Origin of the sequence: Cobetia sp. LC6 (assembly GCF_030264805.1) — a bacterium.
Classification (GTDB): Bacteria; Pseudomonadota; Gammaproteobacteria; order Pseudomonadales; family Halomonadaceae; genus Cobetia.
In genome coordinates, this window is record NZ_JASSPL010000001.1 from 233,127 (window position 1) to 247,890 (window position 14,764).

Genomic DNA, 14,764 nt, shown 5'->3' on the forward strand with positions numbered 1-14,764 from the left:
TTGATCATAGCAAGTCAGTCGCTACATGGGGGCAAGTGATCCTCTTTTCAGCACCGTTGACACCGATGGCCGAGCGCGGGATGGGGGAGGGCTTTTGTAGTCAAATCGTTGATTCTGTAGCACTACTACCCTGCGTGCGACCATCCTTTCATTGTGGTGCATAGCCGCGTTACGCATACTCAGCTGGCCTTGTCCGGCGTCGCCAGACGATCGGTGACGACCATCATTATTTGCCCGCACGTGAGAGGATGCACCCGTGAGCCAAGAGAATCTCGAAGCCTGTTTCAAGCAGTGGCAGGACAATGAAGCCCTCGCGGAGCAGATGATCCCGCTACTGGGAGATCTCTACCGCCGCTTCAATGTCGTGCCCTCCATCTACGGGCGTTCGCTGATCAATCGTTCGATGGTGCGCATCCTCAAGAACCACCGTTGGGTCCGCAAGGCCGAAGGCGTCGAGCTGTCAGTGGAAGACACCTTCCCGCTGGTGCGCGCGATGATCGAGCTCAACCTGGGCCCGGCCCACGTCGATATCGGCAAGCTGGCCGTCGCCTTCAAGCGCTCTGACGAGACGGACATCACCGCCTTCCTCAAGCGTGAGCTGGCCGACATCGTCGGTGGCTATGTCGAGGGCGGCATGGGCGGCGATCCGAAGGATGTCGTCCTGTATGGCTTCGGGCGCATCGGTCGTCTGTTGGCGCGCATCATGATCGAGAAGGCCGGCGGCGGTAACCTGCTGCGTCTGCGTGCCATCGTGGTGCGTGGCAGCAAGGATGATCTGGAAAAGCGGGCCAGCCTGCTGCGTCGCGACTCGGTGCACGGTCCTTTCGAGGGCAGCATCACCGTCGATGAGGAAAACTCGGCGCTGATCGTCAACGGCAACTACATCAAGATCATCTACGCCAATTCGCCCACCGAGATCGATTACACCGCGCACGGCATCGACAACGCCATCGTGGTCGACAACACCGGCAAGTGGCGCGATGAAGCTGGCCTGGGGCAGCACCTGGAGTGCAAGGGCGTGGCCAAGGTGCTGCTGACGGCACCGGGCAAGGGCGATCTGAAGAACATCGTCTACGGCGTCAACCATACCGACATCAGCGATGATGACCGCATCATCTCCGCGGCTTCCTGTACCACCAACGCCATCGTGCCGGTGCTGAAGGTGCTGCACGACGAGTACGGCGTCAGCCAGGGCCACGTCGAGACGGTGCACTCCTACACCAACGACCAGAACCTGATCGACAACTTCCACAGTGGTGATCGTCGTGGCCGAGCCGCGGCGCTCAACATGGTGTTGACCGAGACCGGTGCCGCCAAGGCCGTCGCCAAGGCGCTGCCGGAACTTTCCGGCAAGTTGACCGGCAACGCGATCCGCGTGCCGACGCCCAATGTCTCGATGGCGATCCTCAACCTGACGCTGAACACCGCAAGCGACGCCGAGCGCATGAACGGCTTCCTGCGCACCGCCTCGCTGCATTCCTCGCTGCAGAAGCAGATCGACTACGTCGATTCCTGTGAAGTGGTGTCGTCGGACTTCGTCGGCAACCGCCATTCAGGCATCGTCGACGGCCAGGCGACCATCGTCACCGACAAGCAGGCCGTCGTGTACGTGTGGTACGACAACGAGTTCGGTTACAGCTGTCAGGTGGTGCGTATTCTGCAGCACATGTCCAACGTGCGTTTCAGCTACTTTCCGACGCGCTGAGTCAATGCGCCGCGTCTGTGGCGTGACTGACGGAAAATTGAAATAAATACCTGCTGTTACAACGCCCCCGCCCTCACTGATGGCGGGGGCGTTGGCGCTTTTGGCGTGTGCTCCACTTTAGTGTCGTATGGTCTTTCCGGCCTCGCATCTTTATAATGAGCCGGATTTTTTTGGGCCGGTCCAATCTCTGGGCTACACCTCCAACCGTCTGATAAGAAAAGCATTCACATTGCCTGATACGCGAAAAGCGCGAGGTTGCCTGGTCAATTATCGGCCTCGAGGCGTATCTACGATGGGTGATCTTTCCTGAACAACATCAGATCCGACAATTGGGCGAGTCTATGATCGAAGTCAAACGTGGCCTGGATCTCCCCATCGCCGGGGCGCCGGAGCAGCGTATCGAGGATGCGCAGCCCGTTCGTCGCGTAGCGATCCTGGGTGTTGACTACGTCGGCATGAAGCCGACGATGGAAGTCCGCGAAGGGGACAAGGTGAAGCAGGGGCAACTCCTGTTCACCGACAAGAAGACCCCGGGCGTCCGTTACACCGCGCCTGCTGCCGGCACTGTGGTCGAGATCAATCGTGGCGAGAAGCGCAAGCTTCTGTCCGTGGTCATCGAGATCGACGCGCAGGGCGAAGCTGTGGAATTCACTGCACATGGCGACGCCGCCATTGCAGGTCTCGAACGTCAGGTCGTGGTCGACCAGCTGGTCGAGTCCGGCCTGTGGACGGCGCTGCGTACCCGCCCGTTCTCGCGCGTGCCGGCACTGGATGCCAAGCCGGCAGCCATCTTCGTCACCGCCATCGATACCCATCCGCTGTCCGCGGATCCGGCCGTGGTGCTCAAGGGCCAGGAAGCCGCTTTCCGTCAGGGCCTCGTCGCACTGACGCGTCTGACCCAAGGCAAGGTGTTCCTGTGCCAGGCACCGGGTGCTGATATTCCGGGTGGCGACGTTTCCGGTGTGGTCAGCGAGTCCTTCAAGGGCCCGCACCCGGCAGGCCTGCCGGGCACGCACATCCACCACCTCGCACCGGTCAGCCTGCAACGTCAGGTCTGGCATGTCGGTTATCAGGATGTGGTCGCCATCGGTACGCTGCTGGCGGAAGGTCGCCTGGACACCACACGCGTCATCGCCGTCGGTGGCCCGCGTGCCACCAAGCCGCGTCTGCTGCGCACCCGTCTGGGCGCCAGCACCGAAGAGCTGCTCAAGGGCGAAGTCGAACAGCCGGAAGACACGCGTGTCATCTCCGGTTCGGTGTTCTCCGGCCTGACCTGCGAAGGGGCGCTGCGTTTCGTCAGCCGCTACCACAATCAGGTGAGCCTGCTCGAGGAAGGCAACAAGCGTGCCTTCATGGGCTGGCTGTCGATGGGCGCCAAGCGTCACTCGGTGCTGGGTATCTACCTGTCGAAGCTGACCGGTCTGACCGATTACCGCCCGAACACCTCCACCAACGGCTCCGAGCGTGCCATGGTGCCGGTGGGCGCGTACGAGGCGGTCATGCCGCTGGACATTCTGCCGACGCAGCTGCTGCGTTCGCTGATCGTGGGTGATATCGAGACCGGCATGCAGCTTGGCTGCCTGGAGCTTGATGAAGAGGACCTCGCGCTGTGCACCTACGTGTGCCCGGGCAAGTACGAGTACGGTCCCATCCTGCGTGACAACCTCACCACGATCGAGAAAGAGGTCTGATGATGGGCATTCGACAGACTCTGGATAACCTGGAGCCGCACTTCCACAAAGGTGGCAAGTACGAGAAGTTCTACGCGCTCTACGAAGCCGTGGACACCATTTTCTATGCGCCTGCGAGCGTCACGCGCAGCACCACCCACGTGCGCGATGGCATCGACCTGAAGCGCATCATGATCACGGTCTGGATGTGTACCTTCCCGGCCATGTTCTTCGGCATGTACAACGCCGGTCTGCAGGCCAACGAGGCCATCGCTGGCGGGTACAGCGCGCTGGGCGGCTGGCGTGAAGCCATCGTCATGCTGCTGGCGGGCAGCCACGATGCCGGCAGCGTGTGGGCCAACTTCATCCTGGGCGCCACCTACTTCCTGCCCATCTATCTGGTGACCTTCGCGGTCGGCGGGTTCTGGGAAGTGCTGTTCGCGATGCGTCGCGGCCACGAGGTCAACGAAGGCTTCTTCGTCACCTCGGTGCTGTTCGCCCTGACACTGCCGGCGACTATTCCGCTGTGGCAGGTCGCGCTCGGTATCACCTTCGGTGTGGTGATCGGCAAGGAAGTCTTCGGTGGTACCGGCAAGAACTTCCTCAACCCGGCACTGTCCGGTCGTGCCTTCCTGTACTTCGCCTACCCGGCCAGCATTTCCGGCGACGCGGTATGGGTACCGGCAGACGGCTTCACCGGTGCGACCGCGCTCTCCACTGCCGCTCAGGACGGCATGGGTGCCCTGATGCAGCAGATGAGCTGGACCGACGCCTTCCTCGGCTTCATTCCGGGCTCGGTGGGTGAGGTCTCCACACTGGCGATCTTCCTCGGTGCTGCAGTGCTGCTGTGGACGCGCATCGCCTCGTGGCGAATCATGCTGGGCGTCCTGCTGGGCATGATCGCGACCTCGGCGCTGTTCAATGCCATCGGCAGCGACACCAATGCCATGTTCGAGATGCCGTGGTACTGGCACATGGTCATCGGCGGCTTCGCCTTCGGTATGGTCTTCATGGCCACCGACCCGGTTTCCGCGTCCATGACCAACAAGGGCAAGCTGGTATTCGGTGCACTGATCGGCGTGATGACCGTGCTGATCCGTGTCGCCAACCCGGCCTTCCCGGAGGGCATCATGCTGGCGATCCTGTTCGCCAACCTGTTCGCTCCGCTGATCGACCACTTCGTCGTGCAGGCCAACATCAAGCGCCGCGTCAAGCGCGAGACTGCCGGCATCGCGAACGAGGAGACCGTCTGACATGGCCAGCAACAACTCCATCAAGAAAACCCTCGGCGTCGCGCTCGGGCTGTGCATCGTCTGCTCGGTGGTGGTTTCCACCGCTGCGGTCGTGCTGCGCCCGATGCAGATGACCAATGCCGAGCTGGACCGCAAGAGCAACATCCTCGCGGTCGCCGAGCTGCTGCAACCGGGTGAGGACATCGGTCAGCAGTTCCGTGACAAGGTCACCGCCAAGGTGGTGGACCTGGATACCGGTGAATACGTCGACGACATCGACCCGGAGAAGTACGACCAGGCCAAGATGTCCAAGGACCCGGCCACCTCACGCACCCTGTCCGGTGACGAAGACCTGCCGGGCATCAAGCGTCGTGAGCAGTACTCCGTGGTCTATCTGGTCGGCGATGTCGAGCAGCCGGACGAGATCATCGTTCCGGTGCGCGGCAACGGCCTGTGGTCAATGATGTACGGCTATCTGGCACTGAAGGGTGACGGCAACACCGTGGTCGGTCTCTCCTTCTACCAGCAGGGCGAAACTCCGGGGCTTGGCGGCGAAGTCGACAATCCGAAGTGGAAGGCCCAGTGGGATGGCAAGAAGATCTATCCCGAAGGCAGCATGGACCCGGAAGTGCACCTGAAGAAGGGCGGCGTGAATCCGTCTTCTCCGGATGCCAAGTACCAGGTCGATGCGTTGTCAGGGGCTACCCTGACCAGCAACGGCGTGACCAACCTGTTGCAGTTCTGGATGGGTGAGAATGGCTTCGCCAAGTACCTGACCCAGTTCCGTGACGTCAAAGGAGCGTAATGATGGCAGCCGAAACTCCTAAAGGTGTCCTGACGACGCCGATCTTCAAGAACAATCCCATCGCGCTGCAGATCCTTGGTATCTGCTCCGCGCTGGCGGTGACCAACTCGATGAACACCGCCCTGATCATGGGTATCGCGGTGTGCCTGGTGACAGCGTTCTCCAGCATGTTCATCTCGTTGATCCGCAATCACATCCCGTCGTCCATCCGTATCATCGTGCAGATGACGATCATTGCCTCGCTGGTCATCGTGGTCGACCAGTCGCTGAAGGCCTTCGCCTTCGAGACGTCCAAGCAGCTGTCGGTCTTCGTCGGCCTGATCATCACCAACTGCATCGTGATGGGTCGCGCTGAAGCCTACGCCATGCAGAATGGCCCGACGATGAGCTTCATCGACGGTATCGGCAACGGTCTCGGCTACACCGTGATCCTGCTGGTGGTCGGCTTCGTGCGTGAGCTGTTCGGTTCCGGCTCCCTGTTCGGCGTGACCATCCTGCAGACCGTCAACGACGGTGGCTGGTACATCCCGAACGGCCTGATGCTGCTGCCGCCGTCCGCGTTCTTCGTCATCGGTCTGTTCATCTGGGTGCTGCGCAGCATCTACCCGGAGCAGGTCGAGAAGGCGGAGTACAAGATTACCGCCAACACCAAGATCAAGGAGGCTGTGTAACATGTTCGAACACTATCTGAGCCTGTTCATCAAGGCCGTGTTCGTCGAGAACATGGCACTGGCCTTCTTCTTGGGCATGTGTACCTTCCTGGCGGTGTCCAAGAAGATCCAGTCCGCGATCGGTCTGGGCGTGGCCGTCATCGTCGTGCTGGCGGTGACCGTTCCGGTCAACAACCTGATCCTGAACTACCTGCTGCGTGAAGGCGCGCTGACCTGGACGGGTCTGGAAGGGGCGGAGAGCATCGACCTGTCCTTCCTGGGCTACCTGTCCTACATCGGTGTCATCGCGGCGATCGTCCAGATCCTCGAGATGTTCCTCGACAAGTTCGTGCCGGCGCTCTACAACGCGCTGGGCGTGTTCCTGCCGTTGATCACGGTCAACTGCGCAATCCTCGGTGCGGCCCTGTTCATGGTACAGCGTGACTACACCTTCGGTGAGTCCGTCATCTATGGCGTGGGTGCCGGCTTCGGTTGGGCACTGGCCATCGCTGCACTGGCCGGTATTCGCGAGAAGCTCAAGTACTCTGACGTGCCGGCTGGCCTGCAGGGCCTGGGCATCACCTTCATCACCGTTGGCCTGATGTCACTGGGCTTCATGTCCTTCTCCGGCGTCCAGCTGTAACGCAACCGAGCATAAGGAAATCGAAATGGTAGATACCTCCATCATCGTGCTCGGCGTCGTCATGTTCACCGTGGTCGTTATCGGCCTGGTGCTCGTGATTCTCGCGGCACGCAGCAAGCTGGTCTCGAGTGGTGACGTCCAGATCGAGATCAACAACGACCCCGCCAACACCCTGACGACCCAGGCCGGCGGCAAGTTGCTGCAGACCCTGGCCGCCAATGGCATCTTCCTGTCCTCCGCCTGTGGTGGTGGTGGATCCTGTGCTCAGTGCAAGTGCCGGATCTCGGAAGGCGGCGGTTCCATCCTGCCGACTGAAGAGTCCCACTTCACCATGGGTGAGAAGAAGGAAGGCTGGCGCCTGTCGTGCCAGGTCCCGGTCAAGCAGGACATGAAGATCGAAGTGCCGGAAGAGATCTTCGGCGTGAAGAAGTGGGAGACCACCGTCACCGCCAACCCGAACGTCGCGACCTTCATCAAGGAGCTGAATCTGCAGCTGCCGGAAGGCGAGGAAGTCAACTTCCGCGCCGGTGGTTACGTGCAGCTGGAAGCGCCGGCCTACGACATCAAGTTCTCCGACTTCGACATCGAAGAAGAGTATCGTGGTGACTGGGAGAAGTTCGGTCTGTTCAACGTTCAGCACAAGAACGAAGAGCCGGTCATCCGCGCTTACTCCATGGCGAACTATCCGGAAGAGTACGGCATCCTGAAGTTCAACATCCGTATCGCCACTCCGCCGCCGAATTCCCAGCATCCGCCGGGTCTGATGTCCACCTACGTCTTCTCGCTGAAGCCGGGTGACAAGGTGACCGTGATGGGGCCGTTCGGTGAGTTCTTCGCCAAGGACACCGACGCCGAGATGGTCTTCATCGGTGGTGGTGCCGGCATGGCGCCGATGCGTAGCCATATCTTCGATCAGCTCAAGCGTCTGAATTCCAAGCGCAAGATGTCGTTCTGGTACGGTGCGCGCTCCATGCGCGAGTCGTTCTACAACGAGGAATACGACAAGCTGGCCGAAGAGAACGAGAACTTCGAATGGCACCTGGCGCTGTCCGATCCGCAGCCTGAGGACAACTGGGAAGGCCCGACAGGCTTCATCCACAACGTCCTGTACGAAAACTACCTCAAGGACCATCCGGCGCCTGAGGATTGCGAGTACTACATGTGCGGGCCGCCCATGATGAACGCCGCCGTCGTCAAGATGCTCACCGACATGGGTGTAGAGCCGGAGAACATCCTGCTCGATGACTTCGGTGGTTGATCGATGATGTCACGCGTCGCAAGACGACTGGCAGGGCCGGCCCTCATGGGGCTGGCCCTGCTGGTTGCAGGCTGTGAAAATTCCAGCAACCCTGAGTTGCATCGCTTCGCCGGCCCCATTTTCGGCACCGGGTTCCATGTCACGGTGGCGGCGGACCTGGACGCCGATGAGGTGGCATCGCTCAAGCAGGCGAGCCTCGAGGCGCTCGACAAGGTCGACTGGCAGATGTCGACCTACAAGGACGCCTCGGAGCTCTCGAAGCTGAATCAGGCGCCGCTGGATACGCCGGTCACGCTATCGGATGGCCTGGCGCAGGTGCTGGCCGAGTCGCAGGATATCGGCAAGCGCTCCGACGGGGCCTTCGATATCACCGTCGGCCCGGCCGTCAATCTGTGGGGCTTCGGTCCGGATGAGCGTCTTGACAAGGCACCGAGCGATGAACAGATCGCGCAGGCGCTCGAGAAGGTCGATCATCTGGCGCTGGAGCTCGATGGCAATACGGTGATCAAGCGCAAGCCGGTGTATGCCGACCTGTCGGGTATCGCCAAGGGCTATGGAGTGGATCGGGTCGCCGATGTGCTCGAGGCCAATGGCATCGAGAACTATCTGGTCGAAGTCGGGGGCGAGATCCGCGTCAAGGGTGAGAAACCCGGCCACAAGCCGTGGCGAATCGCCATCGAAGCGCCGAAGTCCTTCGAGCGCTCGGTGCAGCGGATCATCGATCCCGGCAACGCTGCGGTTGCCACCTCCGGTGATTACCGCAACTATTTCGAGCAGGACGGCGTACGTTACTCGCACACGATCGATCCACGTACCGGGCGACCGATCCAGCACAGTCTGGCCTCGGTCACCGTGATCACGCCGGATTGCGCGAGTGCGGACGCCTGGGCCACGGCACTCAACGTGCTGGGGGCCGAGAAGGCAATGACGATCGCAGATCGCGAGAACATTGCCGCCTATTTCATTGTCAAAACGGATGATGGCTTCAAACAGTCCTGGAGTCCGGCATTCGCGCCCTACCTGAAGGACGCGCCGGCGACAGGCGACACGAAGCCCGCAGACGAAGCCGGTGCCTGACTCTGGTACCGAGAGCCGGTCTGCCGAGAGGCAGCCGGTCGGGCTTTCTCATCTGCCATCTGGCGAGACACGCCTCCGACAGGGTCGGTCGCTCGGATTGCATGGCATCTTCTGGGTGCTGTCCTGAACGATCCACAGGATCGACAGGGTGCAAGCTGCTCTGTGCTGACCCGCTCGAGAGGTTCACAATGGGGCCATGCCCCGGGAGGAATGACATGACGATCTGGTTACTGGTATTCGCCGCGATGTTGCTGCTGATTGGCGTGATGGCTGTCGGTGTCCTGATGGGCCGCAAGCCGATCGCCGGCTCCTGCGGTGGTCTCAACAACCTCGGCCTCAAGGATGGCTGTGACATCTGTGGCGGCAAGGACGAGGAATGCGAGAAGGAGCAGGATCGCCAGCGTCTGATGGCAGAGAGTGGCGGCAAGCCGGTCAGCGATCTGGCCTACGACGCCGCACGTCGCTGATTTCTGCTCTGATGGCTCAGAGCCCGCCGGCCGCAAGGCCTGCTACCGGCCCTGACATGGCAGTGTCACCGCGAGGTGAGACCGTACGTGTCAGGGCCGGTCTACGAACAATCAAGGAGCAAAGCGAGTCTCATGGCAGTCTATAACTACGATGTCGTCGTGATCGGTACCGGCCCGGCAGGGGAAAGCGCGGCAGTCAACGCGGCCAAGCATGGCAAGCGTGTCGCCGTGATCGAGGCTCAGTCTTCCGTGGGCGGCAACTGTACCCACAAGGGCACTATCCCTTCCAAGGCGCTGCGCCACGCGGTCAAGCAGATCATCGAGTTCAACACCAATCGCATGTTCCGCGATATCGGCGAGCCGCGCTGGTTCTCCTTCCCCAAGGTACTGGAGCGTTCACGCCGCACCATCGAGCAGCAGGTCGAGATGCGTACGCGCTTCTACGCCCGCAATCGCATCGATGTTTTCTTCGGTACCGCCCGCTTCAAGGACGAGCACACCGTCGTGGTGCGCGATGCCCATGAAGGGGTCGAGGAGCTGCATGCGGAGAAGGTCGTGATCGCCACCGGCTCACGTCCTTACCGCCCGGCGGACGTCAACTTCCGCCACCCGCGCATCTACTGCTCCGATACCATCCTGGGCCTGTCGCACACACCGCGCACGCTGATCATCTATGGCGCCGGTGTCATCGGCTCCGAATACGCCTCGATCTTCTCCGGCCTTGGCGTCAAGGTCGACCTGATCGATACGCGTGATCGTCTGCTGTCCTTCCTGGATAACGAGATTTCCGACGCGTTGTCCTATCACCTGCGCAACAACGGCGTGCTGGTGCGTCACAACGAGGAATACGATCGCATCGAGGGCGACGAGTCCGGCGTGGTCGTACACCTCAAGTCCGGCAAGAAGCTGCGTGCAGACGCCTTCCTGTGGGCCAACGGTCGTACCGGCAACACCGACAGCCTCGGTCTCGAGAATGTCGGGCTGCAGGCCAACGGCCGCGGTCAGCTGACCGTCGATGATCAGTACCGCACCGAGCTGGACCACGTCTATGCGGTGGGCGATGTGATCGGCTGGCCGAGCCTGGCATCTGCCGCCTACGATCAGGGCCGCTTCGCGTCGGCCAACCTGCTGGGGGAAGAGTTCAAGTTCGTCAATGAGGTGCCGACCGGCATCTACACCATCCCCGAGATCAGCTCGGTGGGGCGTGGCGAGTCCGAACTGACCGAGGCGCGCATCCCCTACGAAGTGGGGCAGGCGTTCTTCAAGGACACCGCCCGCGCCCAGATCACCGGCGATACCGTCGGCATGCTCAAGATCCTGTTCCATCGCGATACGTTGGAAATTCTCGGCATCCACTGCTTCGGTGACCAGGCCTCCGAGATCGTGCACATCGGTCAGGCCATCATGCAGCAGAAGGGGGAGGCGAATACGCTCAAGTACTTCGTCAACACCACCTTCAACTACCCGACCATGGCGGAAGCCTACCGGGTCGCGGCCATGAACGGACTCAACCGTCTGTTCTGAGCAGCGCGGGCCTCGCGCCCGCTGACTTGAAGGCATACCACAAGGCCCCGACATCATTGATGTCGGGGCCTTGTGGTTGTCGGGCTCCCAATTGAGAAACCTTGTTGATGAGCCTTGAGGAAATGACGCATGCAGGATGATTCACGGCAACACGACACTCGGCAGTCGGGCACGCAGTCACGCGAGACACTGCAGGATGATCCGCCCTCGGACCTGACGCTGCGGCTTGGCCATGAGGAGTTGATCATCCATCGCCGTTATGAGCTGGCCAGCATCATCAATGAGCTGGTGCTGGGCCTGCTGTTCACGATCGGCAGCGTGTGTTTCTTCTGGGAAGAATGGATGACGCTGGGCATCTGGCTGTTCGTGATCGGCTCGCTGCAGCTGACGCTCAAGCCGGTGATTCGCCTGGCGCGCCGCATGCACCTCAAGCGGATGCCCGAATCGGCGCTGGACCTCTAGCGGGCGTCTTCATGGCTTGGCTGTCTCTCCGGCTCTCCGGCTCTCTTGCTCCAGGGATCAGCGATAGCGATGCACGCGCAGACTCTTGAGGAAGGGCGTGTCCTCGATGCGCACGTCACCGCGGCGGGCGCGTGTGCGCTCGGTGGGCGGCGTCGGGCTTGGCTGATTGAGCGCAGGCAGACGCAGGTCATCATGCGGCAGGAACAGCGGCAGAGAGACGTTCAGCGCGCGGCGCGTACGTAGCTCGCCGTCTTCGCGCATCACCGGCTCACGATAGAACAGGTTGGCTCGCATCAGCGGTGCCTGGGGCTGGATGCGGGCCAGAATTTCATCCGATGGCAGGCCAGCCAGCAGCTTGAGCTGCAGGCGTACGTGCTCGGCCTCGGTATCCAGTTTCAGCAGCAAGGCTTCACACTCCGCCACGCTGACGCGCTGGATCGAGCGTCCGGAGCTGTACCAGGCGAAGCGCACCCGCGCCACCGGCGCTTCTGCCACCGGCACCCGCCGCCAGCACTGCTTGAGATGCAGTCGCGCCAGGCCATCGCCCCTCAGGTGCTGATTCAGTCCCGGGTGGCGGAAGGGCAGTATCGCCTTCAGTTCGGCCAGTTGGTCGGGATATTTCTCGCGCAGCTCGGCGAAGAGCTCCGCCAGTTGCTCCTTGGCCGCGTTGAGTGCCGCGACGCGCTCGATCACCGTCGGGCCTGCGGCGACCACGCCCAGGTAAGGGCGGGTGACTCGGCCGTCCTGGCCATCCTGATACCATACGTCCTGCAACGCCTGGCTGAGCCATTCGCTATCGGCACTGACGCCATCCAGTCGCCAGAGTGTCGAATTCTCTTCTCTGACCGCGGTGATGACCTGATCGGCGGCGCTGATCTGCGTATCGAAGGCCGCTTCTATTCTGGCCATCAACTGGTATTCGGGCATGCTCTGCGTCCTGATTGCAGCAAGGGAGACGTGATTTTTTATCGCGTTATCTTGTTTAGCCTAGCGTGACCGGGATGGCAAGTCAGGCCACGGCGGCATGCGGGGACCAGAAGAGGTCTCCGAGAGACTGAATCACCCGGGGTGGCGTGGCGGAAGAGGCCGGCTACGCCGACAGATCGAAACAGAAGAGGGCGCCTCGCTGGGCGCCCTCCTGTCTCTGCGGGTCTGTATGATCTCGACAGCGCGTTGTTGTCAGGCCGGCAAAGCCCGATGGGCTCAGCGGTCGCGATAGCGCTCGGTGAGATCACCATAGGCATCGATGCGACGATCGCGCAGGTAAGGCCAGATGCGGCGCACGTCTTCGCCGCGCGCCAGGTCCAGCTCGACCAGCAGCTCCTCGGGCTCGGTGCCGCCATGCGCCAGCAGCTCGCCCTGGGGGCCGCAGATGAAGCTGCCGCCCCAGAACTGGATGCCTTCGCTGGCGGGCGTCGGGTCCACTTCATGACCGACGCGGTTGGCGACGATCACCGGCACGCCATTGGCGACGCCGTGGCTGCGCTGGATCAGGGTCCAGGCATCCTTCTGGCGTGTCTGTTCGGCTTCATCGTCGCGCGGGTCCCAGCCGATGGCGGTGGGGTAGAGCAGCATCTCGGCACCGGCCAGCGCCATCAGGCGTGCGCCTTCGGGATACCACTGGTCCCAGCAGACCTGCACGCCCAGACGGCCGACCGAGGTGTCGATGGGCTCGAAGCCGCGGCGCGGGGCCTGTGCGCTGGGCGCATCGCCCGGCGTGAAGTAGAACTTCTCGTAGAAGCCGGGGTCATCCGGAATGTGCATCTTGCGGAAGGTGCCGACCAGGCCAGCGGCCTTGTCGAGCACCACGGCGGTGTTGTGATACACGCCCGCCGCGCGGCGCTCGAAGATGGAGCCGACGATCACCAGGCCGAGTTCGGCGGCCAGCCCGGCAAGACGCTGGGTGGTCGGGCCGTCGAGGGGCTCGGCGAGATCGAAGATCTCGGTGTCTTCGGTCTGGCAGAAGTAGTGGCTGGCATGCAGCTCCTGCAGCGTCACCAGCTCAGCGCCATCGGCGGCAAGGCGACGAATGGCGGCTTCGCTGGCCGCCAGGCTTGTGTCCTTGTCGGGCCAGCCCTGTTGCTGGACGACACCGACCTTGAGTGTACGGCGGGAAGCAGTCATCACAGTGCTCCTTGAGAGGTGTTCGAGGTGGCCAGCGTGCCCTTGGGCAGTTGCATGGTCATGCAGTGCAGGCTGCCATGCTGGCGAATCACGGCGCGGCAATCGACCGGAATGATGTCACGCTTGGGGAAGACGCTGGCGAGGGCCTTGAGGGCGATCATGTCGTGACGATCGGCGTAGGTCGGCACCAGCACGGCCCCGTTGATGATCAGGAAGTTGGCGTAGGTCGCCGGCAGACGATGGCTGTCGTCCGGATCGAAGCAGGCATCCGGCCAGGGCAGCGGCACCAGGAAGTACGGGTCGCCGTTGGCATCGCGCAGTGCTTCAAGCTCGGCTTCCATCGCCTTGAGCGCCGGGTAATGCGGGTCGTCGCGATCATCGCAGCGGACATAGGCGATGGTGCGCGGGTCGCAGAAGCGCGCCAGGGTGTCGACATGGCTGTCGGTGTCATCGCCTTCCAGATGGCCATTGGCGAGCCACAGCACGCGTTTGACCCCGAAATCGGCCTTGAGTTGCGCCTCGACCTGGGCGCGGCTCAGGCCGGCATTGCGGTTGTCGTTGAGCAGGCAGGCCTCGGTGGTCAGCAGGGTGCCCTGACCGTCGCTCTCGATGCCGCCGCCTTCCAGAATGAAGTCGCGACTTTCCACCGGGCTTGCGTAAGCCCCCTGCGCGGCGAGGGCGCGGGTCAGGGCATTGTCGCGGGCGGCCTCGAACTTGCCGCCCCAGCCGGTGAAGGTGTAGTCGAGCAGCACCGGCTGGCCATCACGTTCGATGGTGATGGGGCCATGGTCGCGCGTCCAGGTGTCATCCAGCGGCGCCACGAAAAGATGCAGGCGCTCGGCGGGCACGCCGAAACCGGCGAAGCGTGCGGCAAGGCGCTCGCGGGTGGCGTCATCGCTGACGCTGATCAGTACGTGCTGATAGCGGCTGATGGCGATCACCATGGCCTCGCAGGTGGCTTCGATGCTCTCGAGCATCTCGCTCCAGTCACTGTGCGGGCTGGGCCAGCTGAGCTGGATGGCGTCCTGCGGGTGCCATTCGGCGAGCAGACGGGTGGCCATGGGCATCTCCCTGATGAAGAGGTAACGATAAAGGCGCAAGCCGCAATGCCGCGGACTCGGCGCGCGATGATAGCAGAGCCATGCGC

Annotated in this window: 14 protein-coding genes; 11 read left to right on the forward strand and 3 right to left on the reverse strand. The window is 62.2% G+C overall.

The features are described from left to right. Nucleotides 1-256 precede the first annotated feature (256 nt). The 11 genes from QQF40_RS01040 (at nucleotide 257) to QQF40_RS01090 (ending at nucleotide 11,493) form a co-directional block, all read left to right on the forward strand. Nucleotides 257-1,705 carry a glyceraldehyde-3-phosphate dehydrogenase gene (locus QQF40_RS01040; RefSeq protein WP_225347679.1) on the forward strand — a complete coding sequence of 483 codons (1,449 nt, stop codon included), beginning with the start codon at nucleotides 257-259 and terminating at the stop codon, nucleotides 1,703-1,705. Between the two features lie 341 nt (nucleotides 1,706-2,046). After that, a complete protein-coding gene (locus tag QQF40_RS01045; RefSeq protein WP_285460164.1) occupies nucleotides 2,047-3,396 on the forward strand; it encodes a Na(+)-translocating NADH-quinone reductase subunit A in 1,350 nt (449 codons plus the stop codon). Beyond that, nucleotides 3,396-4,628, forward strand: a complete 1,233-nt coding sequence (locus QQF40_RS01050; RefSeq protein WP_043331920.1) for an NADH:ubiquinone reductase (Na(+)-transporting) subunit B — start codon at nucleotides 3,396-3,398, stop codon at nucleotides 4,626-4,628. Before QQF40_RS01045 ends, QQF40_RS01050 begins: the two co-directional genes overlap by 1 nt. A 1-nt stretch (nucleotide 4,629) precedes the next feature. After that, complete coding sequence (locus QQF40_RS01055; RefSeq protein WP_175088221.1) at nucleotides 4,630-5,412, forward strand: Na(+)-translocating NADH-quinone reductase subunit C; 783 nt, start codon at nucleotides 4,630-4,632, stop codon at nucleotides 5,410-5,412. 2 nt (nucleotides 5,413-5,414) lie between these two features. Continuing rightward, the gene (locus QQF40_RS01060) at nucleotides 5,415-6,083 is read left to right on the forward strand and encodes an NADH:ubiquinone reductase (Na(+)-transporting) subunit D (RefSeq protein WP_043331917.1); all 669 of its coding nucleotides are present in this window, start codon (nucleotides 5,415-5,417) and stop codon (nucleotides 6,081-6,083) included. A gap of 1 nt (nucleotide 6,084) precedes the next feature. Then, complete coding sequence (gene nqrE, locus QQF40_RS01065) at nucleotides 6,085-6,705, forward strand: NADH:ubiquinone reductase (Na(+)-transporting) subunit E (protein WP_043331916.1); 621 nt, start codon at nucleotides 6,085-6,087, stop codon at nucleotides 6,703-6,705. A 25-nt stretch (nucleotides 6,706-6,730) separates the two neighbouring features. After that, nucleotides 6,731-7,963 carry an NADH:ubiquinone reductase (Na(+)-transporting) subunit F gene (gene nqrF, locus QQF40_RS01070; RefSeq protein ID WP_043331915.1) on the forward strand — a complete coding sequence of 411 codons (1,233 nt, stop codon included), beginning with the start codon at nucleotides 6,731-6,733 and terminating at the stop codon, nucleotides 7,961-7,963. Between the two features lie 3 nt (nucleotides 7,964-7,966). Next, a complete protein-coding gene (locus tag QQF40_RS01075; RefSeq protein WP_254626939.1) occupies nucleotides 7,967-9,040 on the forward strand; it encodes an FAD:protein FMN transferase in 1,074 nt (357 codons plus the stop codon). 215 nt (nucleotides 9,041-9,255) lie between these two features. After that, nucleotides 9,256-9,507, forward strand: a complete 252-nt coding sequence (gene nqrM / locus QQF40_RS01080) for a (Na+)-NQR maturation NqrM (protein WP_285460165.1) — start codon at nucleotides 9,256-9,258, stop codon at nucleotides 9,505-9,507. Between the two features lie 132 nt (nucleotides 9,508-9,639). Continuing rightward, nucleotides 9,640-11,031 carry a Si-specific NAD(P)(+) transhydrogenase gene (gene sthA, locus QQF40_RS01085; RefSeq protein WP_043331912.1) on the forward strand — a complete coding sequence of 464 codons (1,392 nt, stop codon included), beginning with the start codon at nucleotides 9,640-9,642 and terminating at the stop codon, nucleotides 11,029-11,031. Between the two features lie 129 nt (nucleotides 11,032-11,160). Further along, the gene (locus QQF40_RS01090) at nucleotides 11,161-11,493 is read left to right on the forward strand and encodes a YrhK family protein (RefSeq protein ID WP_285460166.1); all 333 of its coding nucleotides are present in this window, start codon (nucleotides 11,161-11,163) and stop codon (nucleotides 11,491-11,493) included. Between the two features lie 57 nt (nucleotides 11,494-11,550). On the opposite strand, the gene QQF40_RS01095 is transcribed toward QQF40_RS01090, so the two are convergent. The 3 genes from QQF40_RS01095 to QQF40_RS01105 form a co-directional block, all read right to left on the reverse strand. Further along, nucleotides 11,551-12,420, reverse strand: coding sequence for a DNA replication terminus site-binding protein (locus QQF40_RS01095; protein ID WP_175088218.1), 870 nt, complete (start codon nucleotides 12,418-12,420; stop codon nucleotides 11,551-11,553). A 276-nt stretch (nucleotides 12,421-12,696) separates the two neighbouring features. Further along, the gene (locus QQF40_RS01100) at nucleotides 12,697-13,617 is read right to left on the reverse strand and encodes a carbon-nitrogen hydrolase (protein WP_285460167.1); all 921 of its coding nucleotides are present in this window, start codon (nucleotides 13,615-13,617) and stop codon (nucleotides 12,697-12,699) included. Beyond that, nucleotides 13,617-14,678, reverse strand: a complete 1,062-nt coding sequence (locus QQF40_RS01105) for an agmatine deiminase family protein (protein ID WP_285460168.1) — start codon at nucleotides 14,676-14,678, stop codon at nucleotides 13,617-13,619. The genes QQF40_RS01100 and QQF40_RS01105 overlap by 1 nt, the downstream gene beginning before the upstream one ends. Nucleotides 14,679-14,764: the final 86 nt, after the last annotated feature.